15 protein-coding genes are annotated in these 14,448 nt (G+C 30.7%); 10 read left to right on the top strand and 5 right to left on the bottom strand.

Features of this window, described 5'->3' with window-relative positions; all coding sequences use genetic code 11:
- The first annotated feature begins 1 nt into the window (after position 1).
- From T473_RS0112845 to ispG, 6 genes are all read left to right on the top strand, one after another.
- Positions 2–199 carry a hypothetical protein gene (locus T473_RS0112845; RefSeq protein ID WP_024622264.1) on the top strand — a complete coding sequence of 66 codons (198 nt, stop codon included), beginning with the start codon at positions 2–4 and terminating at the stop codon, positions 197–199.
- Positions 200–238: 39 nt separating this feature from the next.
- Positions 239–973: an isoprenyl transferase gene (locus tag T473_RS0112840; RefSeq protein ID WP_024622263.1), complete on the top strand. Its 735-nt coding sequence runs from the start codon at positions 239–241 to the stop codon at positions 971–973.
- Between the two features lie 11 nt (positions 974–984).
- Positions 985–1,764 (top strand): phosphatidate cytidylyltransferase, encoded by a 780-nt coding sequence (locus T473_RS0112835; RefSeq protein WP_024622262.1) that lies wholly within the window; start codon positions 985–987, stop codon positions 1,762–1,764.
- A 171-nt stretch (positions 1,765–1,935) separates the two neighbouring features.
- Positions 1,936–3,090, top strand: a complete 1,155-nt coding sequence (locus T473_RS0112830) for a 1-deoxy-D-xylulose-5-phosphate reductoisomerase (RefSeq protein WP_024622261.1) — start codon at positions 1,936–1,938, stop codon at positions 3,088–3,090.
- An 11-nt stretch (positions 3,091–3,101) separates the two neighbouring features.
- Positions 3,102–4,112, top strand: a complete 1,011-nt coding sequence (gene rseP / locus T473_RS0112825) for an RIP metalloprotease RseP (RefSeq protein WP_024622260.1) — start codon at positions 3,102–3,104, stop codon at positions 4,110–4,112.
- Positions 4,113–4,303: 191 nt separating this feature from the next.
- A complete protein-coding gene (ispG, locus tag T473_RS0112820) occupies positions 4,304–5,359 on the top strand; it encodes a flavodoxin-dependent (E)-4-hydroxy-3-methylbut-2-enyl-diphosphate synthase (RefSeq protein ID WP_024622259.1) in 1,056 nt (351 codons plus the stop codon).
- Between the two features lie 151 nt (positions 5,360–5,510).
- Here ispG and T473_RS0112815 read toward each other — a convergent pair whose 3' ends face one another.
- Complete coding sequence (locus tag T473_RS0112815; RefSeq protein WP_024622258.1) at positions 5,511–6,647, bottom strand: DUF3810 domain-containing protein; 1,137 nt, start codon at positions 6,645–6,647, stop codon at positions 5,511–5,513.
- 462 nt (positions 6,648–7,109) lie between these two features.
- Between T473_RS0112815 and T473_RS0112810 the strand changes: the two genes are divergently transcribed.
- Together T473_RS0112810 and T473_RS0112805 are read left to right on the top strand one after the other, a co-directional pair.
- Complete coding sequence (locus tag T473_RS0112810) at positions 7,110–7,430, top strand: hypothetical protein (RefSeq protein ID WP_024622257.1); 321 nt, start codon at positions 7,110–7,112, stop codon at positions 7,428–7,430.
- Between the two features lie 105 nt (positions 7,431–7,535).
- On the top strand, positions 7,536–7,769 hold the full coding sequence (locus T473_RS0112805; RefSeq protein ID WP_024622256.1) for a hypothetical protein: 234 nt from the start codon (positions 7,536–7,538) through the stop codon (positions 7,767–7,769).
- 77 nt (positions 7,770–7,846) lie between these two features.
- Here T473_RS0112805 and T473_RS18905 read toward each other — a convergent pair whose 3' ends face one another.
- Both T473_RS18905 and T473_RS0112795 read right to left on the bottom strand, forming a co-directional pair.
- Positions 7,847–7,993: a hypothetical protein gene (locus T473_RS18905; RefSeq protein ID WP_200865900.1), complete on the bottom strand. Its 147-nt coding sequence runs from the start codon at positions 7,991–7,993 to the stop codon at positions 7,847–7,849.
- A 136-nt stretch (positions 7,994–8,129) separates the two neighbouring features.
- Positions 8,130–9,050, bottom strand: coding sequence for an AEC family transporter (locus T473_RS0112795; protein WP_024622255.1), 921 nt, complete (start codon positions 9,048–9,050; stop codon positions 8,130–8,132).
- 205 nt (positions 9,051–9,255) lie between these two features.
- Here T473_RS0112795 and T473_RS0112790 point away from each other — a divergent pair, with 205 nt between their 5' ends.
- On the top strand, positions 9,256–11,127 hold the full coding sequence (locus T473_RS0112790) for a tetratricopeptide repeat protein (protein ID WP_024622254.1): 1,872 nt from the start codon (positions 9,256–9,258) through the stop codon (positions 11,125–11,127).
- 70 nt (positions 11,128–11,197) lie between these two features.
- Here the strand turns inward: T473_RS0112790 and T473_RS0112785 are convergent, their stop codons facing one another.
- Complete coding sequence (locus T473_RS0112785; RefSeq protein WP_024622253.1) at positions 11,198–12,133, bottom strand: magnesium transporter CorA family protein; 936 nt, start codon at positions 12,131–12,133, stop codon at positions 11,198–11,200.
- Positions 12,134–12,570: 437 nt separating this feature from the next.
- Between T473_RS0112785 and T473_RS0112780 the strand changes: the two genes are divergently transcribed.
- On the top strand, positions 12,571–13,083 hold the full coding sequence (locus T473_RS0112780; RefSeq protein WP_024622252.1) for a flavin reductase: 513 nt from the start codon (positions 12,571–12,573) through the stop codon (positions 13,081–13,083).
- A gap of 192 nt (positions 13,084–13,275) precedes the next feature.
- Here T473_RS0112780 and T473_RS0112775 read toward each other — a convergent pair whose 3' ends face one another.
- The gene (locus T473_RS0112775; protein WP_152522314.1) at positions 13,276–14,334 is read right to left on the bottom strand and encodes an NAD(P)H-dependent flavin oxidoreductase; all 1,059 of its coding nucleotides are present in this window, start codon (positions 14,332–14,334) and stop codon (positions 13,276–13,278) included.
- Between the last annotated feature and the right edge of the window lie 114 nt (positions 14,335–14,448).

Below are 14,448 nucleotides of genomic sequence, written 5' to 3'. Positions count from 1 at the left end.
ATTGAATAAATATTATAACCTTCTTGGACTTCATTTAGATGATGTTAAGATGTACTTCGAAGATAGAGATATAAATTACAGGGTAATATCTATAGAAGGCAAGAAGGATAAGGATAAGCTTATTGTTCCTAGAGTAGTAAAGATATCTGAAATTGATGATAGTGTAGAGTTAATAATCACATATTTTCTGACTCCTTGATATAAATTAAGGAGCCAGAAAACTATTGGAGGCAGAAATATGAACGAGGATTTTAGCAAAAAAATAAATAAAAACAACATACCAACTCATATAGCTATTATTATGGACGGAAACGGAAGATGGGCAAAATCTAAATTCCTTCCAAGAACTGTAGGACACAAGGCAGGGGTAGAAATAATAAGAGAAGTTGTAAAAGAGTGTTCAAATTTAGGTGTAAAGTATTTGACTCTATACGCATTTTCAACTGAAAATTGGAAGAGACCTAAATTAGAAGTAGATGCTCTTATGGGACTTTTAGTAAAATATTTAAAAAATGAAGCAAAAGAGCTTCATCAAAACAATGTTAAAGTAACTGCAATTGGCTTTACTAATGCTTTACCAGAGCTGTGTAGGGTTGAGCTTGAGAATATTAAAGAGTTGACAGCAAATAATACAGGTGTAAATTTAAATTTAGCGTTAAACTACGGAAGTAGATCTGATATAAAAAATGCGCTAATAGATATTGTAAATGATTCTAAGAGTGGTAAACTAGATATAAGTGACATTGATGATAACACTTTGAAAGATTATTTGAGCACAAAGTCTATTCCAGACCCTGATTTATTAATAAGAACTAGTGGTGAACAGAGACTAAGTAACTTTTTATTGTGGGAAGTAGCTTACTCAGAATTTTACTTTGCAGATATTCACTGGCCTGATTTCAATAAGTTTGAACTTCAAAAGGCGATCTACACTTATCAAAATAGAGATAGGAGATTTGGAGGGCTTAAGTAAGGAGAAGATTTATGCTTAAAAGAACTATTGCTTCATTAATTTTACTACCATTGTTCGTTTTTGTATTATATGGAGGAACTCCCCTGTATATATTAGAAATGGCAGTAGTGGCAATTGCATTACATGAATTTTACAAAGCTTTTAAAGCAAAAAATATGAATCCTATGTTTATATTAGGTTATATATTTTCTGTTTATCTAGCTGCAAAAAATATTTTTGGCTTGCCAATTTGGTATACGTATGCAATTATTTTTATACTTTTTTTAATAGGAATAGTGCATATTTTAAGCGGAAGATACGATGTTATGGATTTTTCCGTTACATTTTTAGGAATATTCTATATTGGACTGTTATTTGATTTTATAATTCTTACAATGGATAATTTTGCAAAAGGTAGTGTTTACGTCTGGATTATTTTTGTAATAGCTTTTGCGACAGACACTTTTGCTTATTTTATAGGAAGTATGATTGGGAAACACAAGTTGATTCCATCTATAAGCCCTAAAAAGACTATTGAGGGTTGTGTAGGAGGAACACTAGGAAGTGCCTTTTCTTGTGTTGTATTCGGCTATATTTTTGGACTTAATATGACTTTGATGTTCTTTTTAGGATGTGTTGGTAGTGTTATAGCTCAGTTGGGCGATCTATTTGCATCATCGATAAAAAGGTTTGCTGGAATTAAAGATTATGGAAAAATAATACCTGGACACGGCGGTATTTTAGATAGATTCGATAGTGTGCTTTTAGTTGCACCATTCGTATACAATGCAATAAAGTTTTTCACAAATTAGCTCCAGTTTACGCTGGGGCATTTATTTTATCTAACTGTTTGGTTTAAAGTTTAAATGAATACTAAGAATTAGTTAATATAAGTGAAGTTTACGTGAATAATGTTAAAAATAGTGGTATAAATGGTATAATAATTATTAATTGAAATTTTAATTGTAGAAAGGATTACTTTTATGAAGAAAATATCAATCTTAGGTTCAACAGGTTCTATCGGAAAACAAACCTTAGATGTGGTTAGAGAAAACAGTGATAAGTTTGAGGTAGTTGCTATTTCTGCAAATAGTAGCGTAGATTTATTGTTAGAACAAATAGTAGAGTTTAAACCGAAATACGTTACAGTCTATCAAGACGTAAGCTATAAAAAATTAAAAGACAGTATTCCATCAGGTATAGATATAGAAGTTTTGTGTGGAATGGAAGGCCTTAAAGCAATATCTACTTTGGATGAAATAGATATACTTTTAACTGCTGTAGTAGGCATGATTGGTCTTGTGCCGACAATTGCAGCAATAGAAAAGGGGATAGATATAGCCCTTGCAAATAAAGAAACACTGGTAACTGCAGGAAAATTGGTTATGGATTTAGCTCAAAAGAATGGAGTGAAAATACTCCCTGTAGATAGTGAGCATAGTGCTATATTCCAATCTCTTCAAGGAGAGAATTTGAAAAATATAGACAAGTTAATTTTGACTGCTTCTGGAGGTCCTTTTAGAGGTAAGAAGAGAGAAGATTTAATAAATATAACTAAAAATGAGGCGTTAAAACATCCAAACTGGAGTATGGGTAGAAAGATAAGTATAGATTCATCTACTCTAATGAACAAAGGGTTGGAAGTTATTGAAGCTAAATGGTTATTTGATGTTTCATACAATAAAATAGATGTAGTTGTTCATCCACAGAGCATAATACATTCTATGGTACAATTTGATGACAGCTCGGTAATTGCACAGCTTGGTTGTCCAGATATGAAGTTGCCTATACAATATGCTCTAGGATATCCAGATAGAATTTCAAATAGCTACGAAAGAATTGATTTTTCGAAAATAGCAACATTGACATTTGAAAATCCCGATCTGGACACTTTTCCCTGCTTAAATCTAGCGTATAAATGTCTTGAGCTTGGAGGAACTTACTCAGCGGCTTTAAATTCGGCCAATGAAATTTTAGTAAATGAATTTTTAGAGGATAAAATAGAGTTCTATGACATACCATATTTTATAGAGAAAGTTTTGGAATCTCACAAAAGCATAGAAAATGCAACTTTAGAAGATATACTTGAGATTGATAGATGGAGTAGAGATTTCGTAAAAAAAAGGATTAAAGGATAGGAGAGAAATTTATGACTATAATAGTTGCGCTTATACTGTTTAGTATAATTATTTTTATTCATGAGCTAGGTCACTTTTTGTTTGCAAAACTAAGTGGAGTAAAGGTGCATGAATTTGCTATCGGTATGGGACCTAAAGTTTTTAGTATAAAAAGAGGAACAGAGTATTCGATAAGACTATTGCCACTTGGCGGTTTTGTAAGTATGGAAGGTGAAGATGAGAGTTCAAATGATCCAGACTCTTTCGGAAATAAAAGTCTTCCTGCTAGACTTAGCACGATATTAGCTGGTCCAATATTTAACTTGATTCTTGCAGTGATTGTACTGATTCCGGTATTTATGTCTTTAGGGGTTCCATCTAAAGAGGCTATAGTTGGAGAACTTATAAAATCTGGACCTGCACAAATGGTAGGTATAGAAACTGGAGATAAGATACTTAAAATTAATGGAAAAAACGTAACTTCTTGGGAGCAAACTGTAAAGACAGTACATGGCTCTGGGGGTAAAGATTTAAACGTAGAATTAGAGAGAAATGGGAAGATAAGAGAAGTAACAGTCACTCCTGAAAAGAAACAAGGAACTTACTTAATAGGTATGTCTCCTAAAATGGAAAAGAGTATATTTGGATCGATAACTTATTCTTTTGAAACAACTGTAAGCATGACTAAACAAATGTTTGCTTTCTTAGGTCAAATGATTACAGGAACAGTTCCTGGAGGATTTTCAAATTCAGTAGCTGGACCGGTTGGAGTAATAGGGATGGTATCTGATGCAGCTAAGACAGGTGTGATTAATTTACTATACTTAGGATCTGTAATCAGTTTAAACCTTGGAATACTAAACTTACTTCCAATTCCAGCACTTGATGGATGGAGAATACTTATGCTTATAATAGAAGGTATAAGAGGCGGTAAGAAATTTGATCCAAATAAAGAAGGATTTTTAAATCTTGTAGGTTTTGGAGCGCTTATGCTGTTTATGATTTTTATTACTTACAAAGATGTTTTAAGATTATTTCAATAAAAATTAGTATTAATAAAAAAACTTATCGATTGTCTGCTCACATCAGTTTTAATTTGCAAAATAAAGATTGTGACAGAACTCAATCGATAAGTTTTGTTGGTTAAATGCAAATACATACGTATAAATATAAAAATAACATAAAAATAGATAAAAAAGCAAAAACTACATGCTTAAAATTAAAGGTGGTAAATATGAGTTATAGTAGAAGAAAAACTAGAGAAGTAAGTGTTGGAAATGTAAAAATAGGTGGAGATAATCCTATTTCGGTACAATCTATGACTAATACAGATACTAGAGATGCAAAAGCTACTATTGAGCAAATTAAAAGACTTGAAGAAGTTGGTTGCGATCTAGTAAGAGTTGCAGTTCCGGATATGGTTGCAGCAAAAGCTATTGGGGAAATAAAGAGTAAAGTCTCAATTCCAGTAATAGCAGATATTCATTTTGACTATAAATTAGCACTTGAGGCAATAGATCAAGGAGTAGATGGCGTAAGAATCAATCCTGGAAATATAGGTAATGTTTCTAGAGTTAAAATGGTAGTTGATAAATGCAAGGAAAAGAATCTTAAGATAAGAATAGGTGTTAATGGAGGATCTCTAGAAAAAGAACTTTTTGATAAATACGGATCTGCAACTCCTGAAGCTTTAGTTGAGAGCGCAATGGGTCATATTAAGATTTTGGAAGACTTAGATTTCTATAATACTGTAATATCCCTTAAATCTTCAGATATATTTAAAACTATAGATGCGTACAGACTTATATCAGAAAAAGTAGATTATCCTCTCCATGTAGGGATAACAGAATCCGGAAGCATTAAAAAAGGGACTATAAAGTCATCGATAGGCGTTGGAGCATTACTTGTAGAAGGAATAGGCGATACAATAAGAATTTCGCTTACAGGAGATCCTGTTGAAGAAGTTAGTGTTGGAAAAGAAATACTTAGAAGCCTAGGACTTTTAAATGACAAAATTAAAGTTGTATCTTGTCCAACTTGCGGTAGATGCAATATAGATCTAATAAGCGTTGTAAATGATGTTGAGAAGAAGATAGCTGATCTAGATAAGGATATTACAGTGGCTATTATGGGATGTGCTGTAAATGGACCTGGTGAAGCCAGAGAAGCTGATGTTGGTATAGCCGGCGGAAAAGGCGAAGGACTTTTATTTAAAAAAGGTGAGATTGTCAGAAAGATAAAAGACAGCGATTTGGTTGAAGAACTTCTAGATGAAATAGATAAGTTATAGTCTTATTAAGAGTTATAGATACTAATCTACGCTGGATGAGTATGAAAATGTAGGAAAGTAACTTGATAAATAATGCAAATTAAAAAAATAAGATATACAGCACCACAGAATGTGAAAAAGTCTGAAACTGTGCTGTATGTCTTTTTTATTTTCATTTTGCATTATTAAAATATAATAATAATAATTCCACCATTTGTCCGTAATTTTGTACTCCGCTCTTTATTCCGTTAGATTTTAAGTAGGTGTTGTTTAATTCATTAGAAATTTCGTCTATTTTCCCTTCGTATTTTGACCAAAACTCGCTGTTATAGTTTAAGTCTCTTTTTACATCTTCGGATAGTTTTGATGATATTCTGATATATTCTTCGTAATCGGCTTTTCTAAGGGCAGATCCTGTGTACATTAATGCTAATGTGTATCCTGAGTATTTAAAATCATTGTCAGGATGATTTACTGATGTCAAATAAGCTATGAAGTTGGCTTCGTCTTCGCTGGCAAATCCCCTTTGATGTGCCATTTCATGTGATACTGTAGCAGGTAGTGTGGAATCTGGCACCGCTATGTTTACGTTTGCTTCCCCTGTAAATGGAAAATATATTCCAGTTATTCCTGTGTAACACATAAGTTCTGAGGAGTTTACTGGTTTTGCTTTTGCGTAGTTTCCTTCAAATCCAGGTATTAAGCCTTCTGTGTTTTGGTATCCTAAGTTTGCTCTATTTATAACGCCTCTGTAGTCGGAGTTGTTTTTCATAATGCTTTCTTTATCTTGCTTTGTTAGTTTTCTAGTTTCGTTAGATTTTTCTACTAAGAAGCTGTATAAGCTTATTAGATCTTTGTAATCTTTGTTATCTTTATTATCTTTTGTGTCTTTGCCACTTTTGAATTGTAAATTTTGTAGCAAGGTCGTCTCTAAGGAAACTCTGTTGTAGTTTATGCCCCAAAGGACTATAAACAAAAAATATACTGTAGATGCAATACAAAGAATGTTTATTATAGAGTGCTTTATAAAGTGAGAAAATACTTGTTTACCATTGGTAAGTTTATATATAAATGTGATTATCCAAGCGATTATTGATATTGCAATAATGTACATAGTGAGTTCGTAAAGTGAAAATGGTATTATACCTGTTATGGAACTCAAAATTTTTACTATGTATTTGCTTATCCATAATGAATAGTATTTTTCCACAAATTCAGGGTTTTTAGATGCAATAAAGTTTACAATAAAAGCAATTGGTAAAAGAATTATTAGTGTTAGTTTTATGTCTGCATTTTTAAAATTTTTCATAATTCACCCCTATTTTAAGTATACTGTTATTTTATTATATCAATTAATTATTAAATTTTAAAATAGTTTTAACTACTACGATGGATTTGGAGATAGATATCTATAATTATGAAATTACAGATATAAGATATATAGGTTGAACAGGAGGTTTTGATATGGATGTAGAAATGTTGTATGATAATAGAGAGCAAAAGTTTGTAATAGATATTGATGTTGGATGATTTAAGGATAGTTAAAAGAAGTTAATTCTTATAGATATAGTGGATGCACTTATACATATTAGTGGAGTTAATCAATCTAAAAATATGGATAATTAATTACATATTGACTATAGAGAGTAGAGTTTTAGATCAAAAAGTTTAAAAAAATAGAAATATTTATAATTTTATAGATTTTGTAGTATTATATTTAGTAACAAAAAAATTAATATAGTTGCAAGTTTAATAAATTGGGGGGAGTATTATGGGAATTAATAAGAAAGGAAAGCGACATCTTAAGTTTAATGGTGTACAATTTTTATGGTGTGTAAGGCCTGATGATGTGTCTGGCGATAGTTGGCTTAATATTGTGTCGGATAAAAAAGATATTTATTTAAAGTATCAAATTAACCAGATTGATGATAACTTTATAAATCCAACAGTTTTTATTGAGAAAAGTGATAAGCTAAAAATAGGGACATACAGATTCTTTCCACCGCTTTCTGATGAAATTGTTTCTTCGTATGTAGTAAGTCAAATTCTGAAGTGGTATTATAATCAGGATTCTAGTATAAAACCTATATAATTATCAATACATATGAAATAATTTAATAGTGTGTGTGTGTGTTTGTATTGTAAAAGTTACGATGCAAGCAAGTATCTAAAAAGAATATAATCGATGGAGGATTAGATGGAAACGTTAATAATTAAACTTGAAAGAAGTAAATTTAATTTTAAATTTAAACAATATGAAGGTCTTTACTTTCATGCAGATATAGATGAGGGCTCCGAAATCATAAAGTACAAAATCACAGAGGATGCAAAAGGTTCGGGCTTAAAGGAATTTGGAAACACTCATATTAAGGACAATCTTTTGTATATACCCCAAGTTGAAGCATATATAGATCTAAATAGTGTAAAATAAAAAATCACAACACGACTTTTAATAGGGATAAAATCCCGATTAGTGTGTTGTGATTTTAGTTTTAAACAATACTATATCTACATAAACATTCTGATTACGAATAAAATTATCACGAATATTAACGCTACTTTAAACGCAACACCTGCAACTGCTTTGATAATTTTATATGAAATTCCTACTGCAACTATTGTTAACGCTATTTTAAAAAGCAAGTCTAAATCCATGTTCGCTCCTCCTATTTTATGTACACAATAATATTAATTTATAAATATGTATTAAAAAAATACAAACTGCATAGAATTCTAATATTATTGTACAATTTATTTGAATAAACCATTGTACAACACATTAAAGAATAAATCAACCTAACAAGAACATGTTTATTATTGGGATAGTAAGCACTGAGAATAATGTGCTTAAAAATACACTCTGTGAAGCTAATGTAGTGTTTGATCCGTATTGGTTGGCCATAATAGCAGCATTTGCTGCTGCAGGCATTGATGTCATTACGACGGGTATAGCAGCTATCATGCTATCTTCAACGCGATTATTTATTAATAAATATACCACTAATGGAATCAAGATAAGTCTAAGAAATGTTACAAAGTATAATTTCTTATTGTAAAAACATTCTTTAGCTGAAGAATTTGCAAGCATACTTCCAATAACTAACATTGAAATAGGGGTAGTAACTCCACCTAATAAACTTATAGAGTTATTCAAGAAAGCTGGAAGTCTAATCCCTGTTACAAAGAGTATAAGTCCGAATACAATAGATATAGTAGCTGGGCTTATTATAGATTTTGCAGAAAATTTGTAGTCGCTGTTGCCTTTAGAAAGTAGATATATTCCTATAGTAAAGGTAAATAAATTAAATGGAAGGTTGTATATTGCTGTATAAAAAATTGCTTCCTTACCTAAAACAGCTTCTACGACAGGATAACCCATAAAAGCTACATTTGAAAAAATTAATACATATTGATAAATTCCTAAGTCACTGTCATTTTTAAATATAAATTTAAGTAAAAATGCCATCGCGATAGAAATTCCATATGCTACCATCGATACTAAAATTAATAGTAATATTTTATTTACCATAGAACTATCAAAATCGATTTGCATTGAGCTTATAATCATTGCGGGTAAAAATACCGACATTGCGAGATTAGAAATTTTAGATGTTGTATCCTCATCAAGTAAGTTTAGTCTTCTAATCAAATAACCAACCAAAATTAATATAAATAATACCGCAACCTGATTAAAAATATTGCCAAAGCTCATAGTTTCACCTCCTAGATTAATATTTTATGTCAAATTATATTATATATTAAATGAAAATTAAAATCCAGTAGACAAAAAGTGATAAATTGATGTTAAAATAGAGTTATTAATTAAAAAATAATTCAATAAATAACAATACTATACTAAATATTGTTGTATAATAATATCTAGTAGAAAATATCGTAAAATAGGTAGGTAATTATAGATGAAAAATACAAAATTTTCGATAAAAAAATTAAAAGATTTGCCAAGTGACCCAAAAGTAATTCACACAAAAGGTGCACTTCTTGAAAAAATGGGAAAATTAGACAGCGCTATTGATACATATAAAGTTGCTGCTTCAGATAATTATGTTAAATCGCAATTTAGATTAGGTATGTTAGCTATAGACAGAAATAACTACAAGGAAGCAGAAGAGTGGCTTTCATATGCATGGAAAAATGGAAGTGAAGAGGCTGCATTTGAATTAGGGAACATGTACTACAAGCTTGATGGTTATGAATACTGCCTGTATTGGTATGAAAAAATAGCGAGTCAGGGGAATATTCAGGCTCAAAATAATCTAGGTGTAACTCATTTTAAAATGTCTGATTATGAAAGAGCTGAGAAGTGGTTAAAAATGGCATCTGAGAATAATTCAGGAAAAGCTTGTTACAACTTAGGTATTCTTTATAGCTTCTTAGAAAGAGAAGATGAAGCCTATGAGGCTTATAAAAAAGGATCTGTTTTATTGGACGATGATTCCAAGTATAACCTTTCAGTACTTATGTGTGAGAAAAAAGACAGCAAGGGAGCCGTTGGGCTATATAAGCAACTTCATAAATCTGGATATGTAAAAGGAAGTTTTAATTTAGGGATGATCATGGAAATTAATGACAACCTAGAAGACGCAGAGAAATACTACAAAAAAAGTGCAGATAAGGGAGATGTTAAATCTCAGTACAGACTTGCATATATCTACGATAGAAAAGACAATGTAGAGGATGCCATTGAGTACTATGAAAAGGCTATTGAAGAAAACCATGTATTATCTAAATACAGATTGGCCAATTTATATAACAAAGAAAATAATATAGAAAAAGCAAAAGAGTACTATAAAATGGCAGCTGATGAAAATATAACAGAGGCTAAAAACAATTTGGCTGGGATATATTTTGAAGAAAAAGACTTTGAAAGTGCAATAGAGTACTATGAAGATGCAATATCAGTTGGATGTAAGAGTTCACTTGAAAATCTTGGGGATTTATATTACCAAAATGGAGACTATGAACTAGCTATTTCATATTACTTAAGACTACCAGGTTCAGTGTCATGCCAAATAAAGCTTGGAAATATATATGAAGATATAGACAATATCGAGGAAGCAACTAGCTGGTATAAAAAGGCTTCAGAAAATGGAGATATTCAGTCTAGTTACAGACTTGCATGTATATATGAAAATTTAGGAAATCCTAAGGGTGCTAAAAAATACTTTGAAATAGCAGCCAATAAAAATCATATAAATGCTAGAATACATTTAGGAAGAATCTATTTTGCGGAAGAAAATTATGAAGAAGCTAAGATAATGTTTGACACTCCTGCTAATGAAGACAATGTCTATTCACAACATATGGTTGGGAGAATCAACGATATCTACTACAAGGACTATGCAAATGCGAAATATTGGTATGAGAAAGCTAGAGCTAACGACTGTATTGACTCAATATACAATTTAGGTCAGTTAAGTGTTAAACTAAATGAGTATTCAGAAGCTGAGAAGTACTTTAAAGAGGGAGCTGAACTATTCAGTAAGAAATGTGAATACATGTTAGCGAGTTTATACTACAAAAAAAGCTTAGACATATATAAGAAATTGGCAGAGGAAAACTATGAAAACTGTAGTGAAATACTTGGGAATATGCCAAAACTAGATATAGATATCGATGATGTTCTGACGCCAGAATTCTCTTTACAAGCAGAAGTAATCGATGATGAAGAGTACGTTCCTATCTATATTCTAGATATAAAAGAAAGTTTGGACTTTATGCTTGAAGGTTCACAAACTGAGATGATAATTGAAGAAGAAGTAACAGAATAATATATAGAAATAAAGTTATAAAAATATAGACAAAGCCTTTAGAATTAGTTTAAATTTCTAAAGGCTTTGTCTATAATAGCTTATTTCTAAACATAAATATTGCGACAACTGTACATATTATAGTTGTAACAAATACGACCATCCAGAATCCTAATGGACCGGTATCAAATGGTATTCCATTTACGTTCATGCCGAAAAATCCAGATATAATAGTTGGAATTGAAAAGATCAATGTGACAACTGTTAAAAATTGCATTACGTTGTTCTGATTGTTGTTTACTATGGCGCTAAAAGCATCCATGATTCTACTAAGTATGTCTCCGTATATTTTAGCCATTTCTACGGCCTGTCTGTTTTCAACTATTACGTCTTCAAGTAGGTCTTCATCATCGGGGTATTTTTTTAGGCTAGTAAAACGAACCATTTTATTTAATACCATTTCATTTGCCTTAAGTGAAGTAGAGAAGTATACTAGAGATTTTTCGAGCTCTAGTAATTGTACTAGCTCTTTGTTTTTCATCGATTTATGTATCTCTTTCTCTATAGAAATAGTCATCTTATTTATTCTTCTAAGATAGTTTAAGTAGTAACTTGCATTTTTTCTAAGGATTTGAAGAACAAATCGTGTCTTTTTAGAAGTATAGAAATCTTTAATATGCCCGACTATAAAGTCGTTAAGAATTTTAGTCTGTGAATTACATACTGTTATAATTGCATTATCCATAAGTATAATACCAAGCGGTATAGTAGAGTAATGTGATGAATTTGAGCTACTCTCATCAATAGGAATATCTATAAGTATTAATGTATGGTTATCTTCAGCTTCTATTCTAGAACGTTCCTCTTCATCCAGGGCAGCTTCAAGACTCTCAGTATCTAGATCTAGCATATTAGACACAGAGTTGATCTCTGTCTGAGTTGGTTCAATTAAGTTTATCCAACAGTCTTGTTCAAAGGTATTCAATTTTTCTAATTTTGTTTCAATAGTTTTATAATATCTTATCATGGCAACACTTCCTTTTATCTAGTGATGTTCTAGACACTATACTATTATACAATATCTTTGTACAATTTCCTATAAAAAGAAATTTTAGTACAGTTTTTAACAATTACTTACACTCATTATATAATAATATGAATCAATTAAGTAGTCAAAGGTCGAACTTTTATAAAAAAATATAATTTTCCCAAAATAATGAAATTTCAAATTAGATAAGGTATGATTAACTGTAGGATGAAATATAGTTGTAAGTAAAACTGCAAATATATATAAGTTCTTATTATAATCTTTTATTTATATTAATTTTTTGTAATACAAATGAATAGAATTTAGGTGTAGTACATTATTATCTACCATTATGATATAATTGCTTTAGAAACGAAATCTAAAGTACATAGATAGATAAATTGTATAAACTATTCATTTATTAAGGAGGTAACGGTATGAGTACTTTTAAAAAAATAAGTCCTAATGAAATACCTAGAAATCCAATAGATATGATAAGCAATGAGTGGATGTTGGTTTCATCGGAAAAAGAGGGAAGAGTTAATACTATGACTGCTTCATGGGGTGGAGTAGGATTTTTATGGGGTAAAAATATAGCATTTATATTTATAAGACCCCAACGCCATACAAAAAAATTTATAGATAGCTCAGATACATTTTCTTTAACTTTCTTTGATAAAAAATATAGAGAAGATCTTGCTTATTTCGGAAGTGTTTCTGGAAGTGAAGAAGATAAAGTAGCAAAAATAGGTTATAAAGTTTTACATGAAGATGGAGTACCTTATTTTGAGGAAGCTAATTTATCAATTATATGTAAAAATGTATATAAGCAGAAGTTGGACCCAAATGGATTTTTCGATGAGAGCTTGATTAAAAAATGGTATCCAAACAGTGATTTCCACGAAATATATGTGGCTGAAATCACAGATGTACTGGTAAAAGAAGATTAGTTTATAAGAATTTGCTTTTAATAGCAAGGTTTAGAAAGTATAAAGGCTAATAATATTGTAGATTTAAAATTAAAGATTTATATACAAAAAAACCCTATAGATTAGACTTTTTAAATATTTGTCTATTCTATAAGGGGTTTTTAGATTTTTTGATAGTATACATATATAAAAGTATACAGACCTTTTGCTTTATTAAAGTTTTGATGTAAGATCAGATATAACTTCTTCAACAGTAGAAATCCTATCTATTTTATAAGCTTCACTTCCAGTAAATATTAGAGCATTATCTACATCTCCCTGGACACCATTTATTAGTGCCTGAGAAATACAATAAGGCGTTTCTTTTGGATTACAGGGAATCAGACAGTTGTAGCATCTTTTCACTTCTTGTCGGCTAGCTTCTACCTTTTCAATAAATTTATTTCTTATAGCTCTTCCAGGTAGTCCAACTGGACTTTTTACTATTTGAATATCCTCTTTTTTAGCATTGACTATAGCCATTTTAAAATTTTCGTCGGCATCACATTCCTCAGTGGCAATAAATCTTGTGCCTATTTGAACACCTGATGCACCAAGATCAATGAACTTTTTTACATCATCTGAAGAGAATATTCCACCAGCAGCTATAACAGGTATGTCTTTATTAAACTTTTCTCCATAGTCTTTAGCTATTTTAAGAATTTCTGTGAACTCGTTATCATAGTCGATTCCTTTGATATTATCAAGATCTTCGTTGTTAAATCCAAGGTGACCACCTGCATTTGGACCTTCAACTATCAACATATCTGCTGTAGTTTGATCTTTTCTATCCCACATTTTAAGTATGACTTTAGCTGCCTTTGCACTCGATACTATAGGAGCTATTTTTGTGTTAGTACCTTTAGTTAAAGATGGCAACTTATTAGGAAGCCCAGCTCCTGAAATTATTAGATCTATACCAGATTTAATTGCTTCTTTAACATAAGTTTCATATTCTTTCATAGCTACCATGAAGTTAATTCCAACAATACCGTTATTAGAAATTTCCTTAGCTCTGTTTATATGCTTTTTTAAAGCTCTTATATTTGCATTTATAGTATTAGTCTCAAAATCTTCCTCATCATATCCAATTTGGACTCCAGATAGCACTCCTATGCCACCTAGCTTTGCTACTGCACCTGCTAAAGATGATCTAGAGATGCCAACGCCCATTCCTCCTTGAATTATAGGAATCTTTGCAACTAAATCTCCGATTATTAATTCTTTTATAATAATCCCTCCTGATTTTCAAAATAAAAGTACTAGATTATAACACTTAATATTATTACCTAGTACTAATTATTATACTATAAAATTAGAAATTAGACTATATTTATATATTATAGT

The organism is Clostridioides mangenotii TR, from assembly GCF_000498755.1.
GTDB lineage: Bacteria > Bacillota > Clostridia > Peptostreptococcales > Peptostreptococcaceae > Metaclostridioides > Metaclostridioides mangenotii_A.
Note: the sequence above shows the minus strand (reverse complement) of the source record. Positions and strands in the feature narration are given on the sequence as shown.